At 57.7% G+C, this 25,279-nt stretch carries 41 protein-coding genes and 2 tRNA genes; 38 read left to right on the top strand and 5 right to left on the bottom strand.

The features are described from left to right. The first annotated feature begins 5 nt into the window (after positions 1-5). The 27 genes from MCP_RS11250 (at position 6) to MCP_RS11380 (ending at position 14,556) form a co-directional block, all read left to right on the top strand. Positions 6-728, top strand: a complete 723-nt coding sequence (locus MCP_RS11250; RefSeq protein WP_012900969.1) for a 50S ribosomal protein L2 — start codon at positions 6-8, stop codon at positions 726-728. Between the two features lie 13 nt (positions 729-741). Continuing rightward, the gene (locus tag MCP_RS11255) at positions 742-1,164 is read left to right on the top strand and encodes a 30S ribosomal protein S19 (protein ID WP_012900970.1); all 423 of its coding nucleotides are present in this window, start codon (positions 742-744) and stop codon (positions 1,162-1,164) included. A gap of 11 nt (positions 1,165-1,175) precedes the next feature. After that, complete coding sequence (locus MCP_RS11260) at positions 1,176-1,643, top strand: 50S ribosomal protein L22 (protein WP_012900971.1); 468 nt, start codon at positions 1,176-1,178, stop codon at positions 1,641-1,643. Position 1,644: 1 nt separating this feature from the next. Then, the gene (locus MCP_RS11265) at positions 1,645-2,523 is read left to right on the top strand and encodes a 30S ribosomal protein S3 (RefSeq protein ID WP_012900972.1); all 879 of its coding nucleotides are present in this window, start codon (positions 1,645-1,647) and stop codon (positions 2,521-2,523) included. Next, complete coding sequence (rpmC, locus tag MCP_RS11270) at positions 2,523-2,723, top strand: 50S ribosomal protein L29 (RefSeq protein WP_012900973.1); 201 nt, start codon at positions 2,523-2,525, stop codon at positions 2,721-2,723. The genes MCP_RS11265 and rpmC overlap by 1 nt, the downstream gene beginning before the upstream one ends. A 1-nt stretch (position 2,724) precedes the next feature. Continuing rightward, the gene (yciH, locus tag MCP_RS11275) at positions 2,725-3,030 is read left to right on the top strand and encodes a stress response translation initiation inhibitor YciH (protein ID WP_012900974.1); all 306 of its coding nucleotides are present in this window, start codon (positions 2,725-2,727) and stop codon (positions 3,028-3,030) included. 22 nt (positions 3,031-3,052) lie between these two features. Further along, complete coding sequence (locus tag MCP_RS11280) at positions 3,053-3,325, top strand: ribonuclease P protein component 1 (RefSeq protein ID WP_012900975.1); 273 nt, start codon at positions 3,053-3,055, stop codon at positions 3,323-3,325. A 34-nt stretch (positions 3,326-3,359) separates the two neighbouring features. After that, the gene (locus MCP_RS11285) at positions 3,360-3,692 is read left to right on the top strand and encodes a 30S ribosomal protein S17 (RefSeq protein ID WP_012900976.1); all 333 of its coding nucleotides are present in this window, start codon (positions 3,360-3,362) and stop codon (positions 3,690-3,692) included. Further along, positions 3,689-4,087, top strand: a complete 399-nt coding sequence (locus MCP_RS11290; RefSeq protein WP_012900977.1) for a 50S ribosomal protein L14 — start codon at positions 3,689-3,691, stop codon at positions 4,085-4,087. Before MCP_RS11285 ends, MCP_RS11290 begins: the two co-directional genes overlap by 4 nt. A gap of 11 nt (positions 4,088-4,098) precedes the next feature. Continuing rightward, complete coding sequence (rplX, locus tag MCP_RS11295) at positions 4,099-4,458, top strand: 50S ribosomal protein L24 (protein ID WP_128860046.1); 360 nt, start codon at positions 4,099-4,101, stop codon at positions 4,456-4,458. Next, positions 4,458-5,162, top strand: coding sequence for a 30S ribosomal protein S4e (locus MCP_RS11300; protein WP_012900979.1), 705 nt, complete (start codon positions 4,458-4,460; stop codon positions 5,160-5,162). The genes rplX and MCP_RS11300 overlap by 1 nt, the downstream gene beginning before the upstream one ends. Before the next feature lie 11 nt (positions 5,163-5,173). Then, on the top strand, positions 5,174-5,671 hold the full coding sequence (locus MCP_RS11305) for a 50S ribosomal protein L5 (protein WP_128567283.1): 498 nt from the start codon (positions 5,174-5,176) through the stop codon (positions 5,669-5,671). Continuing rightward, positions 5,671-5,823 carry a 30S ribosomal protein S14 gene (locus MCP_RS11310; protein ID WP_012900981.1) on the top strand — a complete coding sequence of 51 codons (153 nt, stop codon included), beginning with the start codon at positions 5,671-5,673 and terminating at the stop codon, positions 5,821-5,823. Before MCP_RS11305 ends, MCP_RS11310 begins: the two co-directional genes overlap by 1 nt. Positions 5,824-5,833: 10 nt before the next feature. Further along, positions 5,834-6,226, top strand: a complete 393-nt coding sequence (locus MCP_RS11315; RefSeq protein WP_012900982.1) for a 30S ribosomal protein S8 — start codon at positions 5,834-5,836, stop codon at positions 6,224-6,226. A gap of 9 nt (positions 6,227-6,235) precedes the next feature. After that, complete coding sequence (locus MCP_RS11320) at positions 6,236-6,769, top strand: 50S ribosomal protein L6 (RefSeq protein WP_012900983.1); 534 nt, start codon at positions 6,236-6,238, stop codon at positions 6,767-6,769. Between the two features lie 5 nt (positions 6,770-6,774). Next, positions 6,775-7,425 (top strand): 50S ribosomal protein L32e, encoded by a 651-nt coding sequence (locus MCP_RS11325; protein ID WP_128860047.1) that lies wholly within the window; start codon positions 6,775-6,777, stop codon positions 7,423-7,425. Between the two features lie 3 nt (positions 7,426-7,428). Beyond that, on the top strand, positions 7,429-7,872 hold the full coding sequence (locus MCP_RS11330) for a 50S ribosomal protein L19e (protein ID WP_012900985.1): 444 nt from the start codon (positions 7,429-7,431) through the stop codon (positions 7,870-7,872). Positions 7,873-7,877: 5 nt separating this feature from the next. Then, entirely contained in the window at positions 7,878-8,444 is a 567-nt protein-coding gene (locus tag MCP_RS11335; protein ID WP_012900986.1) for a 50S ribosomal protein L18, read from the top strand. Between the two features lies 1 nt (position 8,445). After that, positions 8,446-9,069: a 30S ribosomal protein S5 gene (locus MCP_RS11340; RefSeq protein ID WP_012900987.1), complete on the top strand. Its 624-nt coding sequence runs from the start codon at positions 8,446-8,448 to the stop codon at positions 9,067-9,069. Further along, positions 9,069-9,530, top strand: coding sequence for a 50S ribosomal protein L30 (locus MCP_RS11345; RefSeq protein ID WP_012900988.1), 462 nt, complete (start codon positions 9,069-9,071; stop codon positions 9,528-9,530). The genes MCP_RS11340 and MCP_RS11345 overlap by 1 nt, the downstream gene beginning before the upstream one ends. 5 nt (positions 9,531-9,535) lie before the next feature. Continuing rightward, entirely contained in the window at positions 9,536-9,976 is a 441-nt protein-coding gene (locus tag MCP_RS11350) for an uL15m family ribosomal protein (RefSeq protein WP_128567190.1), read from the top strand. Positions 9,977-10,008: 32 nt separating this feature from the next. Continuing rightward, the gene (gene secY, locus MCP_RS11355) at positions 10,009-11,529 is read left to right on the top strand and encodes a preprotein translocase subunit SecY (RefSeq protein WP_012900990.1); all 1,521 of its coding nucleotides are present in this window, start codon (positions 10,009-10,011) and stop codon (positions 11,527-11,529) included. A 20-nt stretch (positions 11,530-11,549) separates the two neighbouring features. After that, complete coding sequence (locus tag MCP_RS11360; protein WP_012900991.1) at positions 11,550-12,200, top strand: adenylate kinase; 651 nt, start codon at positions 11,550-11,552, stop codon at positions 12,198-12,200. A 40-nt stretch (positions 12,201-12,240) separates the two neighbouring features. Further along, a complete protein-coding gene (locus MCP_RS11365) occupies positions 12,241-12,891 on the top strand; it encodes a DUF106 domain-containing protein (RefSeq protein WP_012900992.1) in 651 nt (216 codons plus the stop codon). Continuing rightward, positions 12,888-13,421, top strand: coding sequence for a (d)CMP kinase (gene cmk / locus MCP_RS11370; protein ID WP_012900993.1), 534 nt, complete (start codon positions 12,888-12,890; stop codon positions 13,419-13,421). Before MCP_RS11365 ends, cmk begins: the two co-directional genes overlap by 4 nt. Next, positions 13,411-14,409: an RNA-guided pseudouridylation complex pseudouridine synthase subunit Cbf5 gene (locus tag MCP_RS11375; protein ID WP_012900994.1), complete on the top strand. Its 999-nt coding sequence runs from the start codon at positions 13,411-13,413 to the stop codon at positions 14,407-14,409. The genes cmk and MCP_RS11375 overlap by 11 nt, the downstream gene beginning before the upstream one ends. 34 nt (positions 14,410-14,443) lie before the next feature. Continuing rightward, positions 14,444-14,556: transfer RNA gene (locus MCP_RS11380), tRNA-Ser, on the top strand. A gap of 1 nt (position 14,557) precedes the next feature. On the opposite strand, the gene MCP_RS11385 is transcribed toward MCP_RS11380, so the two are convergent. After that, positions 14,558-15,199: a class I SAM-dependent methyltransferase gene (locus MCP_RS11385; protein ID WP_012900995.1), complete on the bottom strand. Its 642-nt coding sequence runs from the start codon at positions 15,197-15,199 to the stop codon at positions 14,558-14,560. A gap of 104 nt (positions 15,200-15,303) precedes the next feature. Here MCP_RS11385 and MCP_RS11390 point away from each other — a divergent pair, with 104 nt between their 5' ends. The 3 genes from MCP_RS11390 to MCP_RS11395 all read left to right on the top strand — a co-directional run bounded on the left by MCP_RS11390 (position 15,304) and on the right by MCP_RS11395 (position 16,882). Further along, complete coding sequence (locus MCP_RS11390; protein WP_012900996.1) at positions 15,304-15,813, top strand: hypothetical protein; 510 nt, start codon at positions 15,304-15,306, stop codon at positions 15,811-15,813. 91 nt (positions 15,814-15,904) lie between these two features. Next, the gene (locus MCP_RS15465; RefSeq protein ID WP_012900997.1) at positions 15,905-16,123 is read left to right on the top strand and encodes a hypothetical protein; all 219 of its coding nucleotides are present in this window, start codon (positions 15,905-15,907) and stop codon (positions 16,121-16,123) included. 72 nt (positions 16,124-16,195) lie between these two features. Beyond that, complete coding sequence (locus MCP_RS11395) at positions 16,196-16,882, top strand: TIGR00153 family protein (protein WP_128567192.1); 687 nt, start codon at positions 16,196-16,198, stop codon at positions 16,880-16,882. Between the two features lie 10 nt (positions 16,883-16,892). Here MCP_RS11395 and MCP_RS11400 read toward each other — a convergent pair whose 3' ends face one another. Next, positions 16,893-17,309, bottom strand: coding sequence for a PAS domain-containing protein (locus MCP_RS11400; protein WP_128860048.1), 417 nt, complete (start codon positions 17,307-17,309; stop codon positions 16,893-16,895). A 38-nt stretch (positions 17,310-17,347) separates the two neighbouring features. Then, positions 17,348-18,694, bottom strand: a complete 1,347-nt coding sequence (locus MCP_RS11405; protein ID WP_231845074.1) for a sensor histidine kinase — start codon at positions 18,692-18,694, stop codon at positions 17,348-17,350. A 474-nt stretch (positions 18,695-19,168) separates the two neighbouring features. Here MCP_RS11405 and MCP_RS11410 point away from each other — a divergent pair, with 474 nt between their 5' ends. From MCP_RS11410 to MCP_RS11430, 5 genes are all read left to right on the top strand, one after another. Next, complete coding sequence (locus tag MCP_RS11410; protein ID WP_012901001.1) at positions 19,169-19,846, top strand: 30S ribosomal protein S13; 678 nt, start codon at positions 19,169-19,171, stop codon at positions 19,844-19,846. Between the two features lie 10 nt (positions 19,847-19,856). Next, entirely contained in the window at positions 19,857-20,483 is a 627-nt protein-coding gene (locus MCP_RS11415; RefSeq protein WP_012901002.1) for a 30S ribosomal protein S4, read from the top strand. Between the two features lie 3 nt (positions 20,484-20,486). After that, positions 20,487-20,879, top strand: a complete 393-nt coding sequence (locus MCP_RS11420) for a 30S ribosomal protein S11 (RefSeq protein ID WP_012901003.1) — start codon at positions 20,487-20,489, stop codon at positions 20,877-20,879. Between the two features lie 2 nt (positions 20,880-20,881). Further along, positions 20,882-21,670 (top strand): DNA-directed RNA polymerase subunit D, encoded by a 789-nt coding sequence (locus MCP_RS11425; protein ID WP_012901004.1) that lies wholly within the window; start codon positions 20,882-20,884, stop codon positions 21,668-21,670. Positions 21,671-21,790: 120 nt separating this feature from the next. Next, a tRNA-Leu gene (locus MCP_RS11430) sits at positions 21,791-21,875 on the top strand. A gap of 43 nt (positions 21,876-21,918) precedes the next feature. Here MCP_RS11430 and MCP_RS11435 read toward each other — a convergent pair. Further along, positions 21,919-23,139 carry a multidrug effflux MFS transporter gene (locus MCP_RS11435; protein WP_128860049.1) on the bottom strand — a complete coding sequence of 407 codons (1,221 nt, stop codon included), beginning with the start codon at positions 23,137-23,139 and terminating at the stop codon, positions 21,919-21,921. A gap of 145 nt (positions 23,140-23,284) precedes the next feature. On the opposite strand from MCP_RS11435, the gene MCP_RS11440 reads away from it, so the two are divergent. Then, positions 23,285-23,605: a hypothetical protein gene (locus MCP_RS11440; protein WP_012901006.1), complete on the top strand. Its 321-nt coding sequence runs from the start codon at positions 23,285-23,287 to the stop codon at positions 23,603-23,605. A 378-nt stretch (positions 23,606-23,983) separates the two neighbouring features. On the opposite strand, the gene MCP_RS11445 is transcribed toward MCP_RS11440, so the two are convergent. Further along, positions 23,984-24,559 carry a nitroreductase family protein gene (locus MCP_RS11445; protein WP_012901007.1) on the bottom strand — a complete coding sequence of 192 codons (576 nt, stop codon included), beginning with the start codon at positions 24,557-24,559 and terminating at the stop codon, positions 23,984-23,986. 83 nt (positions 24,560-24,642) lie between these two features. Between MCP_RS11445 and MCP_RS15745 the strand changes: the two genes are divergently transcribed. Together MCP_RS15745 and MCP_RS11450 are read left to right on the top strand one after the other, a co-directional pair. Next, complete coding sequence (locus MCP_RS15745; RefSeq protein ID WP_158301490.1) at positions 24,643-24,786, top strand: hypothetical protein; 144 nt, start codon at positions 24,643-24,645, stop codon at positions 24,784-24,786. Between the two features lie 118 nt (positions 24,787-24,904). Continuing rightward, on the top strand, positions 24,905-25,279 hold the full coding sequence (locus MCP_RS11450) for a carboxymuconolactone decarboxylase family protein (RefSeq protein WP_012901008.1): 375 nt from the start codon (positions 24,905-24,907) through the stop codon (positions 25,277-25,279).

Raw genomic sequence — 25,279 nt, forward strand, 5'->3', positions numbered from 1 at the left:
GGAACATGGGAAAGCGTATAATGTCTCAGAACCGTGGTAAGGGCACCCCGACATACAGGGCAACGTCCTCTCGCTTTAAGGCGAACCTGGAGCACATCAGGACCATCGGCGACGAGACCATCAACGGAGTGATCACAGAAGTCATCCATGACACGGCGAGGAACGCGCCGATCACCCGGGTAAAGTTCGAGAACGGCGAGGAGCGCCTTATATTGGCTCCCGAGGGCGTCGGAGTCGGCGACAAGGTTGCCGTCGGCGCCGGAGCCGAGGTCACCGTAGGCAACGTGCTGCCCCTGGGCAAGATCCCGGATGGCTGCCCCGTATGCTGCATCGAGTCGCAGCCGGGCGACGGCGGAAGCTTCGCCAGGTCGACGGGCGTGAACGCTATCGTCGTATCGCACGAAGCCAACAGGGTCGTCATCCAGCTCCCCAGCGGCGAGATGAAGTGGCTCAACCCCAAGTGTAAGGCCACCATCGGCATCGTCGCCGGCGGAGGCAGGCCGGACAAGCCGTTCGTGAAGGCCGGCAAGAAGTGGTACAAGATGGCCAACAAGGCCACCAAGTGGCCCGTTGTTCGTGGAGTTGCGATGAACGCCGTCGACCACCCGTTCGGTGGCGGCGGCAGACAGCACCCCGGCAGGCCCAAGACCGTCGGAAGGCACACCCCGCCCGGCCGTAAGGTCGGCAGCATTGCCGCGAGAAGGACCGGCATTGGCCATAAGGGATAGGAAGTGATCATTAATGGTATCAAAGCAAGCTAAGGGTTCGTCAAGGCTGCCCAAGAGAAAGGAAGAGTTCACCTACAGGGGCAACTCCATCGCGGACCTCAAGAAAATGGACTTAAACCAGGTCGCGGCCCTTCTCCCCTCCCGCCAGAGGAGGAAGATCAAGAGGGGCTTCACCGAGGAAGAGCAGAAGATCATCGACGCCATCAAGGCGGGCGAGATGAAGATCAAGACCCACGTCAGGGAAATGATCATTCTCCCGGAGATGATCGGCGTGACCTTCGAGATCCACACCGGCAAGGAGTGGAAGCCCGTCGAGGTCATGCCCGAGATGGTCGGGCACTACATCGGCGAGTTCGCGCTCACTAGAAAGCCCGTGAACCACGGCTCGGCCGGTATCGGTGCCACGAGAGGCAGCAAGTACGTGCCGCTGAAGTAAGGTGATGTGAAATGTCGAAAGTTGAATATTCCGCTAAATTCGACCCCGCCACCACCGCTAAGGCAATGGCGTACGAGCTGAACGTCTCTCCCAAGCACTGCATCGAGATCCTTCGCGAGATCAAGGGCAAGAAGGTCACCACTGTCAAGACCTTCCTCGAGGACGTCATCGAGAAGAAGAAGTCCGTGCCGTTCAAGCGGTTCAACCGGAACGTGGGCCACAAGAGGCACCAGACCGGCTGGGACGCGGGCCGTTACCCGGTCAAGGCATGCGGCGAGATCCTCAAGGTGATCAAGAACGCCGAGGCTAACGCAGAGTACAAGGGCCTCGACACCGAGAACATGCGCATAATTCACGCGGCCTCCAAGAAGGGCCACGTGACGCGCGGCATGATGCCGAGGGCAATGGGCCGGGCCACCGACTGGAACATCGAGACGGTGACCGTGGAAGTAGTATTAGGAGAAGGAGAGGTGCGTTAGATTGGCAGTTGAAAAGAAATTCGTCCAGGACGGCTTCAAGAAGGCCATGATCGACGAGTTCTTCCTCGAGAAGCTCGAGAGGGCTGGCTACGGCGGCATGGACATCAACAGGACCCCCATGGGTACCCAGATCACCATCCGCGCCGAGAAGCCGGGCATGATCATCGGCAAGTCCGGCAAGATGATCCGGAAGTTCACGAAGGACCTGGACGTCAGGTTCAAGATGGACAACCCGCAGATCGACGTGCAGGAAGTCAAGAGGCCCGAGCTCAACGCCCAGATGATGGCCACGAGGCTCGCTAACGCTCTCGAGAGAGGCTGGTACTTCCGTAAGGCAGGCCAGTCCACGCTCCAGAGGATCATGGACTCCGGCGCAATGGGCGTCGAGATCGTGATCGCGGGCAAGCTTACCGGCCCCAGGAAGAGGACCGAGAAGTTCATCGCCGGCTACATCAAGCACTGCGGCAAGCCCGTCGAGGAGTTCGTCGACGTCGGCTACGCCCGTGCAAAGAAGAAGCTCGGCATCATCGGCGTAAAAGTCAGGATCATGCCCCCGGGATCGGTACTTCCGGACCACATCGAAGTGCTCCCCATTAAGAAGGAAGAGGCTAAGCCCGCCACCCCGGCCGTAACGGCCCCGGCAGCAGAGGTCAAGCCCTCCGAGGGAGCGGCGGCGGAGGTCGAGAAGATCATCGCCGAGTCCGAGAAGGCCGAGAAGGCCGAGGCAAAGCCCGCAGAGGAGAAGGCCCGCAGGCCGCCCAGGCGCCAGCAGAAGAAGCCCGCTGCGAGGCCGGCCGCTGAGACGGCCCCGGCCGCGGCAAAGCCCGCTGAGGCGGCGCCCGCCGAGCAGCCCAAAGAAGAACCCAAGAGGGAAGAATAATGGCGATCGTCAGAGCAAAAGAGATACGCGAGATGTCCGACGACCAGGTCGAGAAACAGCTCAAGGACCTGCGCAACGAGCTCCTCAAGGAGCGCGCTATCACGTCGACTGGCGGCGCGCCGGAGAGCCCTGGCAGGATCAGGGAACTAAGGCGCACCATCGCGAGGATCCTCACCATACGCAAGGAGGAGAAGAAGTAAAGTGGCGGTCTGTGACAAGTGCGGGCTCCCCGAAGACCTGTGTGTCTGCGAGGAGATCGTCAAAGAGTCCATGCGCGTGAAGATCACGCTCGACAAGAGGCGATTCGGCAAGTACGCGACGGTCATCCAGGGCCTCGATGGCAGGGACATCGATCTAAAAGAGCTGTCCAGCCTCCTGAAGGCGAAATGCGCCTGCGGGGGCACCATCAAGGATAACGTCATCGAGCTCCAGGGCGACCACAAGGAGAAGGTCAAGGAAATTCTCCAGACGATCGGGTACTCTTCCGGGCTGATCGACGTGAAATGAACACTCATGGAAGCATGCGTCAATGGACCTCGCGCCCGAGAATCTGATATATCATGAGCTCATCGGCCTGCCCGTGGAAGTAGAATCCGCGGGCTACAGGCTGAAGGGCGTCGTGGTGGATGAAACGCGCAACATGCTCGTCATCGGCGTCAACGGGGCCGATAAAAAGGTCCCGAAGAACGCATGCGCCTTCATCTTCACCCTCCCCGACGGGAGGCGTGTAAAGGTCCTCGGCACACTATTACAATCACAACCCGAAAACCGCATTCCAAAAAGAAAAAAGAGAGGGAAGTGACCGGTCTACCGGTTAACCCCAAAGAGGAATTCACATGGAAGGAAAAGTAAAAGACATCGGACTAAATGTCCCGGCACCAGAGTCGGCCTGTACCGACCCGAACTGCCCGTTCCACGGCCACCTGAGCGTCAGGGGCCAGTTACTGGACGGCGTGGTCGTCTCGTCCAAAATGGACAAGACCGTCGTGGTGCAGCGCGAATACTTAAAGCGCAACATTAAATTTGACAGGTACGAGAAGAGGAGGTCAAAGCTCCACGCTCACAACCCGCCCTGCATCAATGCGAAAGAGGGCGACAAGGTCATGATCGCGGAGTGCAGGCCCCTCTCGAAGACTAAGACGTTCGTCGTGGTGGAGGTCTCGAAATGAGGGCGATGAAGGCGAAGGTGCCAAGGTCGATCCACACCGCCACCCGGCTGGACGTGGCCGACAACACGGGCGCCAGGCTCGTCGAGGTCATCTCCGTGCTCAAGTACCGTGGCCGCAAGAACCGTATGCCCAAGGCGGGCATCGGCGAGATCTTCATCGGCTCGGTCAAGAAGGGCACCCCGGAAATGAGGAAGCAGATCGTCCGCTGCGTGGTCATAAGGCAGAAGAAGGAGTTCCGCAGGCCGAACGGTCTCAGGGTCTCTTTTGATGATAACGCCTGCGTGCTCGTGGATGAGAACAACGACCCCAAGGGTACCGAGATCAAGGGTCCGGTCGCCAGGGAAGTCGCCGAGCGCTACGCGAAGATCGGCTCGACGGCCACCACCATCGTATGAGGTGTAATATCATGGTCACATCATCACAGCCGAGAAAGCAGAGAAAGTACAGGTACACCGCTCCCCTGCACATCAAGAGCAAGTTCTTGAACTCGCACGTTAGCGAGGACGTAGCCAAGGAGAACGGGGTCAAGACCATCCGTGTCATCGAGGGCGACACCGTGAAGGTCATGAGAGGCGACCACGCCGGTACCGAGGGCAAAGTCCGCGAGGTCGACGTCAAGCACGAGAGCGTCACCGTCGACGGAGTATCCGAAGTGAAGGCCGACGGCAAGGAAGTGCCCCGCAGGATCCACGCTTCGAACCTGCTCATCACGAAGCTCAACCTTGACGACGAGCGCCGTCTCGGAAAGAAGGGAGGCAAGAAGTAATGTCACAACATTTAAAGAGAGTCGCGGCACCGCGCAGCTGGCCCATCACCCGGAAGACCTCCAAGTGGGTCGCCAAGCCGTCCCCGGGCCCGCACTCCGAAGAGTACGGCATGCCGCTCATCGTAGTATTAAGGGACTTACTCCATGTGGCCGACAAGGCCAAGGAAATAAAGCAGATCCTGCATGAGGGTAAGGTCCTCGTCGACGGGAAGGTCCGCAAAGACCACCACTTCCCCGTGGGCCTGTTCGACGTCATATCGATCCCCGACATCAGCGCGAACTACCGCGTCATGATCGGCCAGGATGGCAAGTTCAAGCTTGTGCCCGTCAGCGACGCTAACTCAAAGCTCCTCAAGATCGTCAACAAGACGACCGTGACGGGCGGCAGGACGCAGCTGAACTTCCACGATGGCACGACGATGCTCGCCAGCAACGACTATCACACCAAGGACTCGATCATCCTCAAGGTGCCCGAGAAGTCGATCGACCAGCACTTCAAGTACGAGGTCGGCAGCACGGCGTTCGTCACCGGCGGCAAGCACGCCGGCGTCGTCGGCAAGATCAAGGAGATAAGGATCATCAAGTCCACCACTCCGAACCGCATCACGATCAGCACCCCGGCGGGCGACTTCGACACCGTAGAAAGGTACGTTGTCGTCGTCGGCAAGGATACGCCGGCCATTGACCTGGGGGTTAAGGCATGAGCGACAACGCCATGAGAACTCCGAGGATAGAGAAGGTCACGGTGCACATGAGCGTGGGCGAGTCCGGCAAGAAGCTCTCCAACGCCGAGATGATCATGCAGACCATCACCGGCCAGAAGCCCGTGAGGAACTTCGCCCAAAAAACGTTGCCGGCGTTCGGCATCAAGAAGGGCGAGGCGATCGGCTGCAAGGTCACCCTGAGGGGCGCGAAGGCCGAGAAGTTCCTGAACACCGCGTTCGCGATCAAAGAAAAATCGCTCAACGTCAAGTCCTTCGATAAGAACGGCAACTTTGCTTTCGGTATCGAGGAGCACACCGATTTCCCCGGCCTGGAATATGACCCGGAGATCGGGATCTACGGCATGGACGTCATCGTCTCCATCGAGAGGCCCGGGTACAGGATCAAGCGCAGGAAGGCACAGCAGCAAGAGATCCCCGCCGGCCACAAGCTGACGAAGGACGACTCGATCGCATTCTTAGGCAACAAGTACGGCGTGGAGGTAAAATAATGGAGAGGTCAGGCAAGAAGTTCGGCCGGGGCGCAAACGTGTGCCGCCGGTGCGGCCGCCATCAGGCCCTCATCCGAAAGTACGGCGTGTACGTATGCCGCCAGTGCTTCCGGGAGATCGCGCTGGACATGGGCTTTGAAAAGTACGAGTGAGGTGGATAAAATGGTTATGTTAGACCCCCTGGCCAACGCTCTGTCCGTGATCAAGAACGCCGAATCGACCGGAAAACACGAGGTCACCATCAACCCTGCCTCCAAGATCATCGGGAACGTCCTGAAGGTCATGCAGGATCAGGGCTATGTAGGCGAATACGAGTTCATCGACAACGGCAAGGCCGGAATGTTAAATGTAAAGCTTATAGGCAAGATCAACAAGTGCGGCATCATCAAGCCGCGGTTCGCCGTGGGCAAGGCGGAGTTCGAGAAGTGGGAGAAGAGATACCTCCCCGCGAGGAACTTCGGCATGCTCATACTGACCACTTCGCAGGGCGTCATGTCACACTACGACGCAGCGACGAAGGGCATCGGCGGCGAGCTCTTAGCTTATGTATATTAAGGTGGAACAATGGCAGCAGAATCGCTCATTGAGGTAAACGTCCCCCAGGGTGTAACCGTGACGTTAAGCGGTGCAACGTTGACCGTGAAGGGTCAAAAGGGGCAGGTATCCCGGGAACTCAGGTTCCCCGGCATCCGCATGGCCTCGGCCGACGGTAAGATCACCGTCGAGGCCTCCAAGGTCGACAAGCAGACCAAGGCCACGGTCGGTACCTTCGCTTCGCACATCCGCAACATGATCAAGGGTGTCACCGAAGGGTACGAGTACAACATGAAGATCGTCTACTCTCACTTCCCTATCCAGGTGAAGGTCGAGGGCAAGGACAAGGTATCGATCGGGAACTTCCTCGGAGAGAGAAAGCCGAGGTACGCGTCCATTATGGGAGAAACGAAGGTCAACGTGGCCGGCGACAAAGTATCCGTCACCGGTAACAACAAGGAGCACGTCGGCCAGACGGCGGCCAACATCGAGCAGGCCTGCAAGATCAGGAACCGCGATCCCAGGGTATTCCAGGACGGCGTATACATCATCAACAAGGCGTGATCATCATGGCACCGAAGAAGAAAGTGGAAGAAGTAGAAGAGGCTAAGGTCGAGAAGACGACCAAGAAGGCCCCAAAGAAGGCTCCGGCAAAGGCCTCTAAGAAGAAGGCCGAGGAAAAGCCCGTCGAGGCTGAGACCAAGCCCGTCGAGGCCGAAAAGCCCGTAGAAGAGCCCAAGGCCGAAGAAGAAAAGCCCGAGAAGCCGTTCACCACGAAGAAGCCCCGGCCCCTGCCCCGCCCCGTCGAGAAGACAGAGCTGGACCTGGACGAGGAGACCCGGAGACTGCTGGGCGCGAGGAAGACTAACAAGGCTTCCCTGCCCGAGTTCAACAGGATCGACTCTCACAAGAACAAGAGCCTCAAGGTAAGCTGGAGAAAGCCGAAGGGCCACCACAGCCAGATGCGCAGGCAGCGCAAGGCGAAGGGCTCCCTGGTAAAGATAGGGTTCGGCTCGCCCGCGGCCGTCAGGGGACTACACTCCTCAGGATATGAGGAAATACTGGTTCACCGCCCGCAGGACGTCCAGGGCATCACCAGGACCCAGGCGATCCGCGTCGCCGGCGGCGTCGGCAAGAAGAAGCAGGCCGAGATCGAGAAGGCGGCGAAGGAGCTCAACATCAAGGTGCTCAACCCGCTCAACACGTTCGAGGAGGTATAAGACATGGCCGACTTAGCGAACCAGAAGAGGCTTGCTGCCGCCCTGTTAAAGGTCGGCGTCACCCGTGTCTGGATGGACCCCGAGAAGCTCGAGGACATCGCGACCGCCATCACCCGTGAGGACATAAGGGGCCTCATCGAGGCAGGCACCGTCAAGCGGAGGCCCAAGGTGGGCATCAGCCGCGGCCGTGCACGCGCACGGGACATCAAGCGCGCAAAGGGCCACAGGAAGGGCCATGGCAGCCGCAGAGGCGCCGCAGGGGCCCGCGCTCCCAAGAAGGAGCAGTGGATGCGCAAGATCAGGGCACAGAGGAAAGTCCTGAGAGAGATGAGAGAAGAAAAGACGATTGACGCCCACAACTACCGGATATTATACCGGAAGGCGAAGGGCGGAGAGTTCAGGAACGTAGCACACCTGAAGTCGTACATCGCATACCAGAAGAAGTGATCACTATGGCAACAGGACCAAGATATAGAGTAGCCTTCAGGAGGCGCCGGGAAGGTAAGACCGACTACCACCAGAGGCTCAGGCTCATCGTTTCCCGCAAGCCGAGGCTTGTCGTCCGCGGCTCGCTCAGCGACTACGTCGCGCAGATCATCGTGACGAAGCCGGAGGGCGACCAGGTGCTGGCAGCGGCATCGGCGAAGGAGCTGGCAAAGACGTACGGGTACAAGGGAGCCCCGAAGAACACCAGCGCAGCATACCTCACGGGCATGCTGGCCGGCCTCAAGGCAAAGGAGGCCGGAGTGGACGAGGCTATCCTCGACATCGGCCTGGCGACGAACAGAAAGGGCTCGAAGGTCTACGCGGCGCTCAAGGGCGCCATCGACGCGGGCCTCGCCATCCCGTGCAGCGAGGAAGTTTTCCCGTCCGACGACCGCATCCGCGGAGAGCACGTCGTGGGGAACGCAAAGAGCACCTTCTCCCAGTACGAGAAGCGCGGCCTCAAGGCCGCCGACCTGCCGGCGCACTTCGATGAAGTGAAAGAGAAGATCATGAAATCATACGAGGGTAAGTAAAATGGCCTACGAACGTGAACAGGTATGGGTCCCGAAGACGAGGCTCGGCAAGATGGTCTCGTCGGGGCAGATCAAGACCATCGAAGAGGCCTTCGATACCGGGCTGCCCATCAAGGAGCCCGAGATCATCGACGCCCTCATCCCGGACCTCGTGGACGAGGTGCTGGACATCAGCATGGTGCAGAGGATGACCGACTCCGGCCGCCGTGTCAAGTTCAGGACCACCGTGGTCGTCGGTAACGGCAATGGCTACGTGGGCATCGCCGAGGGCAAGGACGTACAGGTCGGCCCCGCGATCCGCAAGGCCATCGAGATGGCGAAGATGAACATCGTCAAGATCAAGCGTGGCTGCGGCTCGTGGGAATGCGGCTGCGGCCTGGAGCACACCGTGCCCTGTAAGGTTGAGGGTAAGGCCGGCTCCGTTACGATCGTCCTGATGCCCGGCCCCAGAGGCATGGGCATTGCGGCGGGCGGACCGGCAAAGAAGGTCATGGAAATGGCGGGCATTAAGGACGTCTGGACCAGGACCGAGGGAACGACCAGGTCGACCCTGAACTTTGCGCTGGCGACGTACAACGCTCTCCTGCAGAGCACCACCATGCGGTACAAGGGAGGCGCCCAGTAATGTACGCGATCATAAGACTTCGAGGCTCCGTGAACACGAAGCCCGAGATCAAGGATACGCTGAAGATGCTGAGGCTCAACCAGATCAACCACTGCGTGGTCGTCCCGGACACGCCCAACTACAAGGGCATGATCCAGAAGGTGAAGGACTACGTGGCATATGGCCCCGTGAACGCCGAGACCCTGGCACTGATCCTGGAGAACCGCGGAAAGACCGTCGGCGGCGACAGGCTCACCGACGAGTACGTGGCGAAGAACTCCGGCTATAAGAGCATCAGGGAGTTCGCCGAGGCGCTGGCAAGCGGCAAGGCAGCTATGAGCGACGTTACCGGCCTCAACCCTGTGTTCAGGATGCACCCGCCCCGCAAGGGCCATGCAGGCCTGAAGAGGACGTTCCAGCAGGGCGGAGCGCTCGGGAACTACGGGGAGGATATCTCCCTGCTCGTAGAGAAAATGAGGTGATAACGATGACGAAGCAAAAGAGTCATTCCTACAGAGGTTCAAGGACCTGCGGCGGCGGCACCCACAAGAACCGCCGCGGCGGAGGAAGCCGTGGAGGCCGCGGACACGCCGGCGCCTGCAAGCACAACACCTTCCGTGCGATGCAGCAGGGCTGGATGTTCGGCAAGCACGGGTTCCACCAGCCCCCGGCCTGCCGGACCTACGTCAACTCGCTCAACGTGGGCGAGCTCGACGAGATGGCACCCTATTTAGTGGAGGCGGGAGTCGCCTCCGAGAAGGACGGGTCCATCAGCATCAACCTGACCGAGCTGGGCTTTGATAAGCTCCTCGGCAACGGTCGCGTAAGCAAAAAATACGTCATAAGCATAAGCACCGCGTCCGCATCCGCCAAGGCAAAAGTTGAAGAGCAAGGCGGACAAATCATATCAGAGACAGAGACGGCATAGACAACAAACAAGCATACGACAAAGGTGTCAAAATGGCGGAAATGGGTTTAAAGGATCGCATAGAACCTTTCCTTCGGCGTCTCCCGGCCGTTAAGCGGCCGGAGAAGCACGTCCACTTCAGGCGAAAGCTGATGTGGACGGTGGCAATACTGATACTGTACTTCGTCCTATCCAATATCGCAGTATTCGGAATGGACAGCAGCTCGCAAGACGTGCTGGCGGCCTACAGGGCTATCCTGGCCGGCTCGACGGGGTCGATCATCCTGCTGGGCATAGGCCCGATAGTCACGGCCTCGATCGTGCTGCAGCTGCTCGTCGGCGCCGAGATTTTGCCGCTGGATACGACGAACCCGAAGGATCAGGCGATCTTCCAGGGCTTACAAAAGCTGCTGGTCTTTGTGATGATCGTCCTGGAAACCCTTCCGCAGATGTTCGGAGGATACCTGATACCCGATTCAACCCTGGCGGCGACGCTGGGGGTCAGTACGGGCATCCTCTCCCTCATCATATTCATACAGGTCGCGCTGGGCGGCGTCCTCATATTATACATGGATGAGGTCGTCTCCAAATGGGGCATAGGGAGCGGCGTATCGCTGTTCATCGTGGCGGGCGTCGCGCAGGCGCTCATGGGCGGTATCTTCAACTGGAACCCGCCGGTCCTCAACCAGGCCCTCGGAGCGACCATCTCGGGAGTCGGCTATAACGACCCCATAGGCATCATATTCAAGTGGAATTACCTGCTGAGCATCTTCAGCTCGAGCCAGCTATTGACGACGGACGGCATCCTGATGATGCTGACCAGGGGCGACGTCCTCGCGCTGATAGCGACCATCGTGATATTCCTCCTGGTCGTCTACGTCGAGTCCACCAGGATCGAGATCCCGCTGTCCCACGCGGCCGTCAGGGGCGCGAGGGGCAAGTTCCCGGTGAAGCTCATCTACGCGTCGGTCCTTCCGATGATCCTGGTGAGAGCGTTACAGTCGAACGTACAATTGATCGGTAGTTTACTCTACGGCCGTTACGGCATCACGCTGCTGGGCACGTACAGCCAGACCGGCCAGCCGCAGCCGCCGGGCCTCATGTACTTCCTGAACCCCATCAGCAGCTATAACGACTGGCTCCCGCCATACGTGTACTCGTACTACGCGGGCATCCAGGACTGGATGATCATTCTCCACTTCCTGGTGGACGCGTTCATCCTGATCGCGGGCGGCATCGTGTTCGCCATCTTCTGGGTGGAGACCACGGGCATGGGCTCGACGAAGGTGGCCAAGCAGATCCAGAAGAGCGGCATGCAGATACCCGGATTCCGGAGGAATGAGCAGGTCATCGAGAAAGTGGTGTCCCGCTACATCCCCAAGGTAACGGTCATCGGCGGCGCTTTCATCGGTGTGCTGACCCTGATCGCGAGCATGTTCGGGCTCATCGGAGGGGTGGGCGGAACGGGCATGCTGCTGGCCGTGAGCATCATCTACCAGCTCTACGAGAAGGTGGCGAGCGAGCAGCTCATGGAGATGCACCCGCTCATACGCAGGTTCCTCGGAGAAGAATAGGTTCCTCGGAGACGAGTAATATGCAGATAGTCCTGTTCGGGCCCCCGGGTGCTGGTAAAGGCACCCAGGCCAAATTTATTTCGGAAAAGTTCAACATACCGCACATTTCCACGGGCGACATCCTCAGGGAGAACGTCCGGGAAGGCACTGCGCTGGGAAAAAAGGCAAAGGCTTTTATGGACAAGGGCGCTCTCGTCCCCGACGAGATACTGATCGACATTATCAAGGACCGCCTGCAGAAGCCCGACACGAAAAGGGGCTTCCTGCTGGACGGCTTCCCCCGCACGATCGCACAGGCGGAAGCTCTGGACCCGATACTGGACGAGATCAACAAGAAGCTTGACGCCGTAGTGAACGTCGACGTCAGCGCCAACGAATTAATAAGGCGCCTCTCGGGCCGCAGGACTTGCCGCTCGTGCGGAGCGACCTATCACGTCAAATCCAACCCGTCGAGGGTCGCGGGCGTTTGCGACCAGTGCGGCGGCGAGCTCTACCAGAGGGCCGACGATACCGAGGCCGCCATCAAGCACCGCATCGACGTATATAAAAACCAGACGCAGCCCCTCATCGACTACTACAGGAAGAAGGGCCTGCTCATGGACGTCGACGGCGAGCGGGAGATCGACGAGGTGCGCTCAGACATCATGAGGGCCCTCGAAAGATTCCAGTAACGTTATATTTCCAAATATTCATTTTTTATGGGGAGTCGTGATGAGCGACAATCAGACTGAAAAGAAGGCTAAGAAGAAAGGCGGCATCGTCAATACTATCCAGAACATCATCCTGGTGCTCGGCTTCGGCATATTCATCGCATCGATCTTTTTGCCCCCCTGGTTCAGGGATACGATGTCCTACTACGTGAACATCATCGTGTCGCCCATCAACGCGACCATGCCGTTCTACATCGCCGTGCTTATCATAGCCGCGATCGTGACGGTGGCCTCGACGATCATACAAAAGTACACGATGGACTGGGACCTGTACAGGCGGGTCATGCAGAAGAACCAGGCATACCAGAAGGAGTACAGGGAAGCCCAGCTATCCGGGAACAAGAAAAGGCTTAAGCAGCTCGAGCAGGAGCAGCTAAGCATGATGCAGGACCAGTCATCGATGTCCAAGCAGCAGCTCAAGCCCATGGGCTTCATCGTGTTCGTCTCGATCCCTCTGTTCTGGTGGGCGTACTGGTACTTGCAGCAGCCGGGCGTATATACACAGATGATATTCCCGCTCATCGGTACGATCACGATGACGGACAGCTTCCTGATATTCCCGTACTGGGTCTGGTGGTCGCTTATCTGCTCGATGGCCATCAGCTCGGTGGTCAGAAAAGCGCTCAATACAGGTGCCGTGTCCCCATCATGATAGTGACGCTGAGCGGCCTTCCGGGCTCCGGCAAGACGTCCGTCGCCCGGGAGCTCATCGCCAGGTACGGGTTTACCATGATCTCCGCCGGGGAGCAGTTCCGTAAGTTCGCCCAGGAGCGGGGCATGTCGCTCGAGGAGTTCGGCGCCCTGGCGCAGAAGGACTCTTCTATCGATATCGCCATCGACCAGAGGCAGAAAGAGCTGGCCGTTAAATTTGATATGTCCCTTGTGGAGGGCCGGCTCGCGGGCCGGACCATCGATGCGGACCTCAAGGTCTGGCTGAAGACGGCCCTTGGCGTGAGGGCTGAACGAGTCGCTAAGCGCGAGGGCATTTCGGTGCAGAGGGCCCGGGAGGAGACGGTGGCCCGGGAACTGAGCGAGGCCACGCGCTATAAGGATTTTTATAACATCGACCAGAACGACTGGTCCTGCTATGACCTGATCATCGATACGCGGCTCTGGGATGCGAAGGGCGTGGCGGACATCATCAGTACGGCGATCGACGGGTTGAAGAAGAATGGCGCCTGATATGTTGCCGGGAGAAAGGCCCCGGGAGCTCCTTGTAAAAGAGGAATGTAAGCCAAAGGGTTATGGCAAGGACCCGTATACTCGTAGCGTCGCTGAATTACTGGATAAGGGCGTCATCAATCTCGATAAGCCGTATGGCCCGACGAGCCACGAGGTGACCGCCTGGGTCAAGAATATTTTGCATATCAAGCGTGCCGGCCATAGCGGCACTCTGGACCCCCATGTGACGGGAGTCCTGCCCACGATGCTGGGAGATGCCACCCGGCTGGTACGTACATTATTGTTATCGGGCAAGGAATACGTGTGCGTCATGCGGTTGCACGCTGACGTGCCCGAGGCCCGGGTTAAAGCTGTGTTGAGCGAGTTCACCGGCGTCATCTACCAGCGGCCGCCCCTGGTGAGCGCCGTAAAGCGGCAGCTGCGCAAGAGGACGATCTATTATATCGAGTTCATGGAGATGGACGGCCGGGACGTGCTGTTCAGGGTCGGATGCGAGGCCGGCACCTACATCCGGAAGCTGTGCCACGATATAGGCGAGGCGCTGGGCGTCGGGGCCCATATGTACGAGCTTCGCAGGACTAAATCCGGCCCGTTCAAGGAGGACGAGACGCTCATCACGCTGCAGGACCTGACGGATGCCTACTTTTATTTTACGCAGGGCGATGAGGCCCCTCTAAGGAAGATCATCCTGCCGATGGAGAACGCGCTAAGGAATATGCCCCGCATCGTCGTGAAGGACTCTGCCGTGGATGCGCTGGCCGAGGGCGCCCCCCTTTATGTCCAGGGCATCTGTAAGGTCGACACGGGCATACAGAAGGGCGACATGGTGGCCGTGTTCACGCTAATCGGCGAGGTCGTCTCAATGGGCACGGCGAAGATGACCACCGAGGAGCTCATGGCCTCGAAAGAGGGCCAGGCCATGGATACGGTGCGCGTCGTCATGGAGCCGGGCATCTATCCCAAAGAGTGGAAGAAAAAACTTAAATGATAGAAGTACGTTATAGGGTTGCAATTCTCGAAATGCCGAGGTAGTCTAGTGGTAAGGCGCAAGCCTGGAATTTTTCTCTAATAGCGAGAAAGACCAGTGAGCTTGTGGGGGGAAACTCCCGCAAGGGTTCGAGTCCCTTCCTCGGCGCCTACATTTTTTCATTACTTTCGAAGACGTTCCTCTCGTCGGCCATATCGTCCTTGTAGAGGTATATGCAATACTCGGTGGACATGTAGTCTGCTCGCAGTACGGCCCTTTTCGAGAGGCTGCGGCAGAACTTCAGAACATCTTCGGGCGGGCATTGCCAGTAGGCATCGTTACCAAGCGCGGAGGGGCTCAGGAAATCGGCAGCCAGCCCCCTATTGCAGACTTTGAACATCTTATTTAACGTGTTCTTAATGAACCGGCGGTTATCGGATATCTTTATAGTGAATATCCCGGCAGCAAAAGCCCAGTCGAAATCGCCGCCGATGTCATCCTCCTCGAAGTCGGCGACCATGAACCGGGCATCAGGGTAGGCCTCCCGGGCGATCCGGATAAAGTCAGGGTTGATATCAATGCCCGTGTAATCGACATTTATGCCCCGGCGGCAAAGGTATCCGTACAGGTCGCCGAAGCCGCAGCCCACGTCCAGGACGGAGCAGCCCTGCAGGTCGCCGATGGCCGTCAGCGCGCCGAACCTCACGTCCCTGGCTCCGGGTATCCAGCCCAGGCTCCGGGTATCGTGGCCGTAGGTCTTCAGCTTATCGCCATAATAATTTTTAAGAATATCCCTATCCGCCGGCTTCAATTAAACCGAACAATAATTGTGCCTGATATTAAAAATATTATTCCAGAAAACGACTAAGTAGAATAAGGGAGATAATTACTCAGTTATGTCACTCAGGTGAGACGATGTCCTGGCAAAAGATGGCTTTACTTGCTCTGTTAGCCTTAGGGGTTTTCATTAGCGGCTGCTGCTGTATTACCGATCGTACCGTAGAGGTCGCCTCTGTCCAGCCTTCCGTCTCTATAGTGACCGGGGACGACGACATCATCGGCACGTGGTCAAGCGAGGGCCCGTATGGTACGCTTTACGACCCGGCAACGGGCGGCGTGACGGGATCAACTTATAATGGCGAGTGGTACTTATTCCGTAACGACGGGACATACCGATACGTGATCATGAGCTCGGGCACGGTGGTCAGCGGCGGCGTGGTAAGGGAAGGAAGCTACAGCGTCGACGGCGACGAGATATTATTCGACGATAATGAGGAGAGCTGGTACCCGGACGCGTCCAGGAGCGGCCAGACGCCCGCCTATAAGGATAAGCCGGCAGATGACGAGCGCCTGAGCTATGAAGTACTGGGCACGGACACCATATCCATCGATGGGCACACGTTCTACAGGGTAAGCCGGCAGTAGCCGGAAAAATAAATATAATTATTATTCATTTAATTAAACAGCAACTATTTATCACTTAAGCGTAAATATATGATCAGAGGAGGTTAACCAGGTGAAGCATCCAGATCTATCCTATTTCCCCACCGGGACCGCATCGATACTGGTCCTGATAACGGGCATTACCGTGATGACCGATATGTCGACGGAGCTTATGAAGGCGATCAATTTTGATCCGCTCATATACTCGATCATAACAATGATCTTCGGGTTGATCTTCGTCGTCTGGTTCATCCACGAGATCCGGCTGAGCTACACTCCCAGGTCTATCTAAGACCACAATTTTTATCAGTATAGACTTGTATTTCGATGCTTAAATATTAAAACTCGATACGTTGATGTGCATATGATCGACCCGCTGAAATCCCTGCTCGGCCTGATCGGGAAGTCCCCGTTCAAGCCGCTAAGCGAGCACGCCGAAAAGGTCAGGCTCACCGTCTGGAAGATGAGCGACGCCCTGAACGCTTACGTAGAGGGCGATGCGGCGAAGGTAGAAGCCCTCTATCACGAGATCAGCGAGCTGGAGCACCAGGCGGATAACGTGAAGCACGAGATACGGCAGAACCTGCCGTCCTCCAACATCATGCCCGTGGACAGGGCCGACACGCTATCCTATCTGAAGCAGCAGGACGACGTGGCCAACAGCGCCGAGAACGTGGCCCAGATCCTGACCATAAAGATGGTCAGCATGCCCCGGCCCGTGAAGGACGCTATACTCAAGCTGAACAGCGAAGTGCTCAAGACTGTCGAGGAGCACGTGTCGGCGTCCAATAACATCATCACCGTCCTGGACACGGCGTTCTCTCCCGAGAAGGTCAAGATCGCCCAGGACCTCATCAACAAGGTCGACGCCCAGAAGCACAAGGTCGACGTGACGAAGCTCGAGGCCATGAAGTCCATTTATGCCCACGAGAACGAGCTGGGCCCGACGGGCGTTTATCAGCTGCTCACTCTTGTAAAGGAGCTTGGCTGGGTGGCTGAGCATGCAGAGAGTTCCACTAACCGGCTCAGGCTCATGATCGCCAGGAAATAAAAATCTTTTTTTACCGGCCCTTACGTTCCGTGACGTCCGTGACGAAGGCGTAGAAATATAGGGGATGGCCGGCCTTGTCGAAGATGACGTGGTCATATAGCTCTACCGGGACGCGGGAGCCGTCCTTTCGTACGTACTCTTTTCGATAGATGGCGGGCATTTTAGACCGCACCTGCCCGGCGATGATGCCCGACTCCTGCTTGCGCCACTCCTGCGGTGTCAGCTCGGCGATACGCTTAGAGCGAAGCTCGTCGGCCGGATAGCCCACGAGCCGGCAGAAAGCGCCGTTACACCCGGCGATGAGCCCCGATGCGTCAGCGATGACGAAGGGCTGCGACGAGCCCTCGACGACTTCGAGCAACAGCCCGACGCACTGGGTTAATTGGCGTTTCGATGCGTCACTGTCCGCTTGCATGGATACAGGCATAAATAGTAAGTAACCGGCCGCCGCTATAAAAGTTGCCGTTAGCGGGCCGCCGGCAGCATGACGACGAAGCGGGTGCCCTGCGTATAGTCGCCCCGGACACGGTCCTCGGCCCACACCTTTCCGCCATAATCGTCCACCAGCGTCTTCACCAGGCCGAGCCCCAGGCCGCTGATGATGCTCCGCCTGGACTTTTTCTCAAGCCTGCCGAAGATCTCGGCTTTTTTCATATCGCTGATCCCGGGGCCGTTATCTTCAAAGAATATCGTATAGTGATCGACGCCTTCCGCACGCACCTTGAGCACACTGACCCAGATCTCCAGCGTTCTGTCCGCTGGCGAATGCTTTACGGAGTTGCCGACGATGTTGGAGAACACGTCCCTGAGAAGGTCGTTCGCCATCACGTAGCAGCCTTCCGACGGCGTGTAATGGATAGTAATGTCCCTGCCGGGGATGTCGGAGTATTCTCCGACGACGCTGGCGAGCATGGCACAGGCGTCGACCATGCGCCGCTTCAGCCCGCCTTCCCGGGCGCTCTGGAGCTTCTTCACGTTCTTGATGAGCCTGGCGCTGTTATTCAGCGTATCGATGGGCTTTTCCAGCAGATACCGGTCGGCGGTCTCGAGCTTCCCGTCCTTATCCAGCTTTTCAATGGCGAGCTCCAGAAAGCCGAGGGCTACCTGGTTCATGTTGTTGATGTCGTGGCCCATCAGGTCGACGTATAGCTCCGCCTGAGACTTCGACTCCATCAGGGCATCCTTGGCCCGCTTGTTCAGGATGATGCGCCACACGCCGCTCATCAGGAGGGTTAATTGCCGCACGTCGGAGCGGTCATAATCAGTGTTCTTGTTGCCCACCTCGGCTACCGCCACGACCCGGGGCCCGTCGAAGACGGGTATCGCCAAAAAGCGCTTGAGCGGTATGTGCCCCTCGGGGAAACCCTTTTTACGATAGTGAGGTGCAGGATAATCGTTCAGTATGATAGGTTTTTTCGTGAATATTGGCTCCGCCCAGACGCCCCCGTCCTTCACGATGAAGGAGTGCGGCTTGCCCGTCACCTCGCATTCTTTCCGGGCCTCGCTCGAAAAATTGTAGAGCAGCACGACCGTATCGTCCTCGTTCAGCGCGCCCATCCATCCCACCTCGCTGCGGGTGAGCCTGACCGCCTCCTCAAGGGCAAAATCGGCGATCTCCGGCTCGGACGCGTCCGCCATGAGCGTAAGCTTCAGAAGCGCCTCCAGCCTGGCCTCGTCGAGCCTCAGGGCTTCCTCCGAGCTGGCCACCCGGTCGGACCTATCCTTCATCTCGGATAGCTGGCGCTCCAGGCGGTCTATAATATTTAAAAGCTCGTGGCGGGACTTTCCTTCGAGTTCCATGCGTTCATGCACAAGCCGTAAGTGCAACCCATTTTATAAATATATGTGAATTACTATAAAACCGTTAGCCCCTTCACCAGTACTTCCTTTGAGCAAAGCATCGATAACATCCCGCGTTACTTATGGCGGTAAAGCGGGATGCAGCGGTGTAGATTTTTGGAGATTGGTTCCCGGAGGCCAGTTACGCATAAGGTAGGCTATATACCCCCAGTCCCCGGATAATATAATTTTTCTAGCCATATATTAACTTTCTCTAACGATCATTCAACTGACGTATGCGAGCGCCGTTTTCTATACTGCGCCCGTAACATGCAATTGCCGTCCGGGCCGGAGAAAAAATTTATATACCATCAAGCAATGGAATACACTCGTTTATTACGTTCATCTGTGTTTTCTGAGACAGTGTGTGCTGTTCCAGCTGTCGGCTGGAACTACCTTCACATGGTATCTGCAAGAGGCACAACGGATGAAAATGGAGACAACATAATGGCAGAGAAAACCGATAAGCCTGAAAAGACCAAGAAAGAGCATAAGGCGGAAGCCCCGGCGACTGAGGCCGCTCCTGCAGCTGCTCCCAAGAAGGGCGGCAAGAAGGATAAGGCCGCAAAGCCCGCAGAAGGCGCCGCCCCCGAGCACGGCAAGAAGCAGCCGAAGGGCAAGAAAGCCGAGGAAAAGCCCAAGGACGAGATCAAGTACCTCGTGCGCATCCAGAACACCGACCTGGACGGCACATCCAAAGTGCTGTACGCCCTCACGGGCATCAAGGGCATCGGCATCCGCGTATCCAAGATGCTCGCCCGCAAGGCGGAAGTCGACCCCAACGCCATCATGGGATACTTACCCCCGGAGCAGGTCGACAGGCTCAGGAACGCCCTCGAGAACATCGACACCAACATGCCCGTCTGGATGCTCAACAGGCGCAATGACACTTACACAGGCGAGAACAGGCACCTTACTGGTACCGACCTCATTCTCAGCAACAAGGAAGACATCAACCTGATGAAGAAGATCAGGTCCTACAAGGGCATCAGGCACGAGCGCGGCCAGAAGGTCCGCGGCCAGAGGACCAGGTCGACCGGCAGGACCGGAGCCACCGTAGGCGTCGTCAGGAAGAAGGAAGCGCCCGGAGCCGGAGCGGCTGAGGGCGGAAAGGAGAAGAAGTGAGGTGACTTAAATGGGATACCCAGGTAAGGCAAAAAAGATCTACAACACCCCTCACCACCCGTGGCAGAAGGCCAGGATCGACGAGGAGACCGCGCTGGTCAAGAAGTACGGCCTGAGGAACAAGAAGAACGTCTGGAAGTTCGCCTCGATGCTCAGGAAGTACAGGGGCCAGGCCAGGACGCTCTTAGGCGTGCTCGGCACCGGGCTCGCGACCGAGGACTCGCACTACGCCCGTGAAGCCGGGCAGATCCAGGCCAAGCTGCAGAAGCTCGGCGTGCTCAAGGAGGACTCGAAGCTCGAAGACATCCTCGCCCTCAAGGTGGAGGACTTACTGGAGAGGCAGCTACAGACTATCGTCTTCAGGAAGGGCTACGCGAACTCCATGAAGCAGGCCCGCCAGTTCATCGTCCACGGCCACGTCTCCCTCAACGGGCGCAAGATCACCGTGCCAAGCTACATGGTGCTCAAGGCCGAGGAAGACACGATATCGTACTACATCGGCTCGCCCATCACCAAGGACGCGCTCACTGCGAAGCCCGTCGTAAAGGCTCCTGCGCCGAAGGTGCCGGCCCCGGCGGCAACAACAGCGGCCGTCGAGACTGCACAGCCGGCAGCACAGCCCCCCAAGGAGGCTTAAGGAATGGCAGACCAGATGAAGTGGGCAGTAGCTCACATATTCTCATCGTTCAACAACACCATCATCACCGTCACCGACCTGACGGGCGCCGAGACGCTCGCCAAGACCTCGGGCGGCATGGTGGTCAAGCAGGCCAGAAACGAGAGCTCCCCGTACGCCGCAATGCAGATGGCGGCCAACGTCGCTGAGCAGATCAAGGCCAAGGGCATCATGGGAGTCCACATCAAGGTGCGGGCGCCCGGCGGAAACCGCCAGAGAAGCCCCGGCCCCGGCGCCCAGGCCGCGATACGCTCGCTCGCCAGGGCAGGCCTGAGGATCGGAAGGATCGAGGATGTTACCCCTATTCCGCACGACGGCACCAGAGCCCCGGGCGGAAAGAGAGGTAGGCGCGTATAAGTATGAAGCTGGAGATCCTGGAACTCGGCGACCGTAAGGCGAAGTTCGTCCTGTCGGAGGTCACCCCCGCGTTCGCGAACGCCGTCAGGCGCGCGATGCTCGCCGACATCCCCAAGATGGCCATCGACTACGTTGATATTTACGACAACACGTCCGTCATGTTCGACGAGATGCTGGCACACCGCATGGGCCTCATCCCGATCAAGACTAACCTCGACATGTACAAGCTCCGCGAGGAGTGCGACTGCAAAGGCGAGGGCTGTGCCCTCTGCCAGGTGAGCTTCACGCTGTCCGCGGAAGGCCCCTGCATGGTGCACTCCCGGGACATGAAGTCCTCGGACCCGGATACCGTTCCGGCCGACGATAACGTCCCCATCATCGAGCTGAAGGAAAGGCAGAAGGTAGTCCTCACGGCCGTGGCCCGGCTCGGCAGGGGCAAGGAGCACTCGAAGTTCCAGCCCGTTTGCCCGCCAGGCTACAAGTACGTGCCGATCATCGAGATCAGCGACAAGTGCGACTCGTGCAAGCAGTGCGTCGAGCAGTGCCCCCGGGGCGTCTTCGCCGTCGACAAGAACAAGGTCGTCGTCGATAACCCGTACAACTGCTCAATGTGCGAGGAGTGCCTGGAGGCATGTGACCTTAAGGCCATTAAGTTGTCCATCGACAACACTGCCTTCATATTCATGGTCGAGACGGATGGCTCGTACAGCGCCCAGGAGATCATTACCCGGGCCGTCGAATCTATCCGGGCCCGGTCGGCCGCGCTCAACGAAGTCCTTGAAAATTTCTAAGCTTAGAATAGCCTCGTGCCATAAGCATGAGGCACTCTTTTCTATTTTTAAACCGATAAATAACTTTATAAAGCTTGAACATCATTATAAAATCCGCCTTGCGTGTTACTATCAGCGTATGCGGGGGTAGTCAAGCCAGGCCAAAGGCGTAGGACTTAAGATCCTATCTCGAAGGAGTTCAAGGGTTCGAATCCCTTCCCCCGCACTACATGTTTAGATCGCCTTTTTTAAGAACTCTATCTCTATGATTACACCGTATCCTGGATAGGTTTTACGAACGACTGCTTCGAGAGGACCTGCCAGAGCACGAGGCATAGCAGGCCAGTAGCGACGTTCAGGATGCCGATGGCGGGGATGAGGCTGCCATGGCTAAAGGAGACCAGCAGCATGCCGATGCTGCCCATGATGGTCATGGTGCAGCCTATGAGCGAAGAGGCTGAGCCTGTGTCCTCTTTTTGCTGCTCCAGCATCAGGTTCGTGCCGGGAGGGCGGGAGCAGACGCCGCCGATGGTGGCGGGCAGTATGGAGAGGGCGAAGACGATGGGGCTGATCTGGCCCATGAAAAAGACCAGGATGCCGCTTAACGCTATCGTGGCGAAGCAGGCGTTGATGATGCGTTTACGCTCGAACCGGGCGGACAATTTCACGTATAGCATTGGTCCTGCGAGAAGGCCGATGGCATTCAGGGCGAAATAATAGCTGTACATCTGCGGGCTCAGGCCGAATCCGTCCTCGTATATGTATGAGGACGAAGCGACAAAGGCCATCGTCGATACGCTCGTCAGCGTGAACACGATGGCCAGAGAACTGAAGCCCGGGTTGCGGGCGACAGTGCCCAGCCTGCAGAGGGACTGCAGAATGTTGCCCGTGTATCGCCTGCTGATCGTTTCCTTGTATGCCAGGGTGCCTGCGAGGGATATCAGGCCGATGGCGGCCAGGGCCCAGAAGATGCCCCGCCAGGTGGTGAAGGATAGCATAAAAGCGCCGAGCACCGGGGCCAGCGCCGGAGATATCATCACCATCGACTGCACGATGGCCAGCACGGACTCCCGGTCCCTGCTATGGTAAACGTCCTTGACGATGGCCGTCGCCACCGCGCTGGCGGCGCTGCCGCCGACGGCCTGCAAAATACGGAAAAGGATCAGCTGGTATACGTCCGTAACGCACGCGCACAGCACGCTCGATATCACGTACAGGGTGAGGCCGGCCACCAGTATGGGCTTCCGGCCGTACTTATCGCTCAGCGGGCCCCAGAGCAGCGTCCCGGCGGCGAAGAAAATGAAGAAGAGGATCAGAGTGAGGTTGACCAGGTCCGCGGTCACGCCAAAGAAGTTGGCCATGGCAGGGAGCGCCGGGAGGTAGAGGTCTGTGGACAGCGGCACGAAGGCGCTGAGCAGCGCTATTAAGGCGATCAGGCCCTTCTTTCCGAGATACTTCTGCCCCTCACCTACGTACTCCACATCGGCCATCAGGCATTATCATAGGCTAATGTGGTATATACCTGTAGGGCCATTTATTTTTATATTTAGATGGTTATTTTAAGCGCCCGGGCTAATGTTACTTTCACGCCGCTTTATCTCCAGCCATTTATACCTGCCAGGCAGAGTATTGACCATGAGCGCCACGGCAAGCATCTCCATATGGCTGGATACAGAGGGGTTCAGGCTTTACGTAAAGCTGAACGGCCGCATGGATAACCGGGATTTTCACGAGAATTTCCTGGCCCCCCTCAAGGTGCTCGGGTTCCGGTTCGATGCCTCTAAAGTGGCCCACTGCCTGGAGCTCGGAGAGCCCGGGGAGTGCGGGCTGCTGTTGCGCCAGCTTGAGCTGAACTTTCGGGTGAGCCCGCTTGAAAGGGAGGAGATCATGTACTGGCTGGGGCTCCACGAGCGGCCGAAAAGAACTAACGTGGATATGGTATCTATTCTTCGATAAATCAGTGATTGATCCACTTCAATCTTTGAGACACTAAGCGGACAGAGGCACTATTCTCACCACAATGGCACGAAGCGCACGGAGTTTCACAAAGATTTTTTATAATGTGAGGGACAGAGGTCACAAAGCCCGGTTCATTAACGATAGGACACAAAGGATACAATGGCACAATGGAATGAACATGTGAACACTTTTTGCCATCGTGTCATTGTCCCCTTTGTGCCTCTTGACCCAAAAAGCCTGCTCTGTGGCCTTGGTGACTCACATTTAAAAGAAAGCTTTGTGAAACTCGGTGCGCTTCGTGCCATTGTGGTGAAAATAGTGGCTCTGTACGCTTAGTGCCTCAAAAAATCGGGGAAATGTCGGATAGCAGCGGCCCTAAGACACCCAGTTCAGGATGACGTCGCCATTGCGGGGCGGGGCGGTCTGCATCTCCCGGACGGGATAGCCGAAGATGAGCGGAGCGACAAGCCTGTAGTCGGCAGGCACCTTCATCTCGTCCAGGAACATCGGGTCAGAGCCCAGGGGCATCCCCAGCCCGACCCAGCAACTACCGATCCCAAGAGACCGCGCGGCGAGCATCATGTTCTCGGCGGCCAGAGCGCACTCGCACTCGGGGCGCATGGCATCAGGCGTGGCAAAGATCAGCACGAGCACCGGAGCATTATAAAAGATGTTGAAGCCGGGCGACCTCATCGTATCGGCGATGCGGGACATTGCCGGATCGTTGTTCCTTCCCACCGTATCCAGCCAAAGCTTTTTAGACCGTTCGGATAAACGCGATATCGTATCGCGGCCTTTAACGACCACGAACCGCCAGGGCTGCTTGTTCATGGCGCTGGGGGCATAGGTGCCGGCCTTGATGAGCTCACGGATGATGTCGTCGGGCACGTCGGCCGGAAGATAATCCCTCACGGCTCGGCGCAGGTAAATGTTACGGATGATTTCGTTCACGGGATACTCCCATCTATAAGTTATCTCAAAATCCGTTAAAGTTATCGCAAAACGATTTTACCGTACGCATAAATGTCCTTATCATGACTTTTCCTCCCCGGAAAAAAAGGCGTTATATCGAAAAAACGCCCGGCGGCGAAGTTGTCGAGATCAGGCATACGCCCGATGACTTAAGGTACCACTACGAGGAGCTCGAGGAGCCGTTCCGCATGCGGGGGATCGATTGAGCATGCTGCAGTGAGATTTATATTTTAACCACTAAGGATTTAAACGTTTATTGCATATTTTCGAATTAAGCAAGCAGCTCGCTGACCGGTGAGCTATTGCGATAGAGAGGAGATAATCATGCCATACAAAGAGTTCGAGGTATTTACCAAGAAGATGGGCTACGTACCCCAGTTGCTGGAGCTCATCAAGGACACGGACCCGGAGATGTTCGAGACGATCTCGAGGCTCGACGAGGTCATCCTCAAGGATGGCGCCATGTCGGAGAAGAACAAGCGCCTGATCGCCATGTGCATGGCCGCACAGGCCCAGTGTGAGAAGTGCGTCGACGTCCACGCGAAGGCCGCGATGTACCACGGCGCGACCAAGTACGAGGTCATGGAGGCCCTGTTCGTCGCCATGCTCGTGGGCGGCGCCCCGTGCCTGTCGGCCGCCAGGAGGACGATCGGGTTCCTGAAGGGCGAGATGGACCCGATGGAGTTCGCGGGCGAATAA

It is taken from the genome of Methanocella paludicola SANAE, assembly GCF_000011005.1.
Classification (GTDB): Archaea; Halobacteriota; Methanocellia; order Methanocellales; family Methanocellaceae; genus Methanocella; species Methanocella paludicola.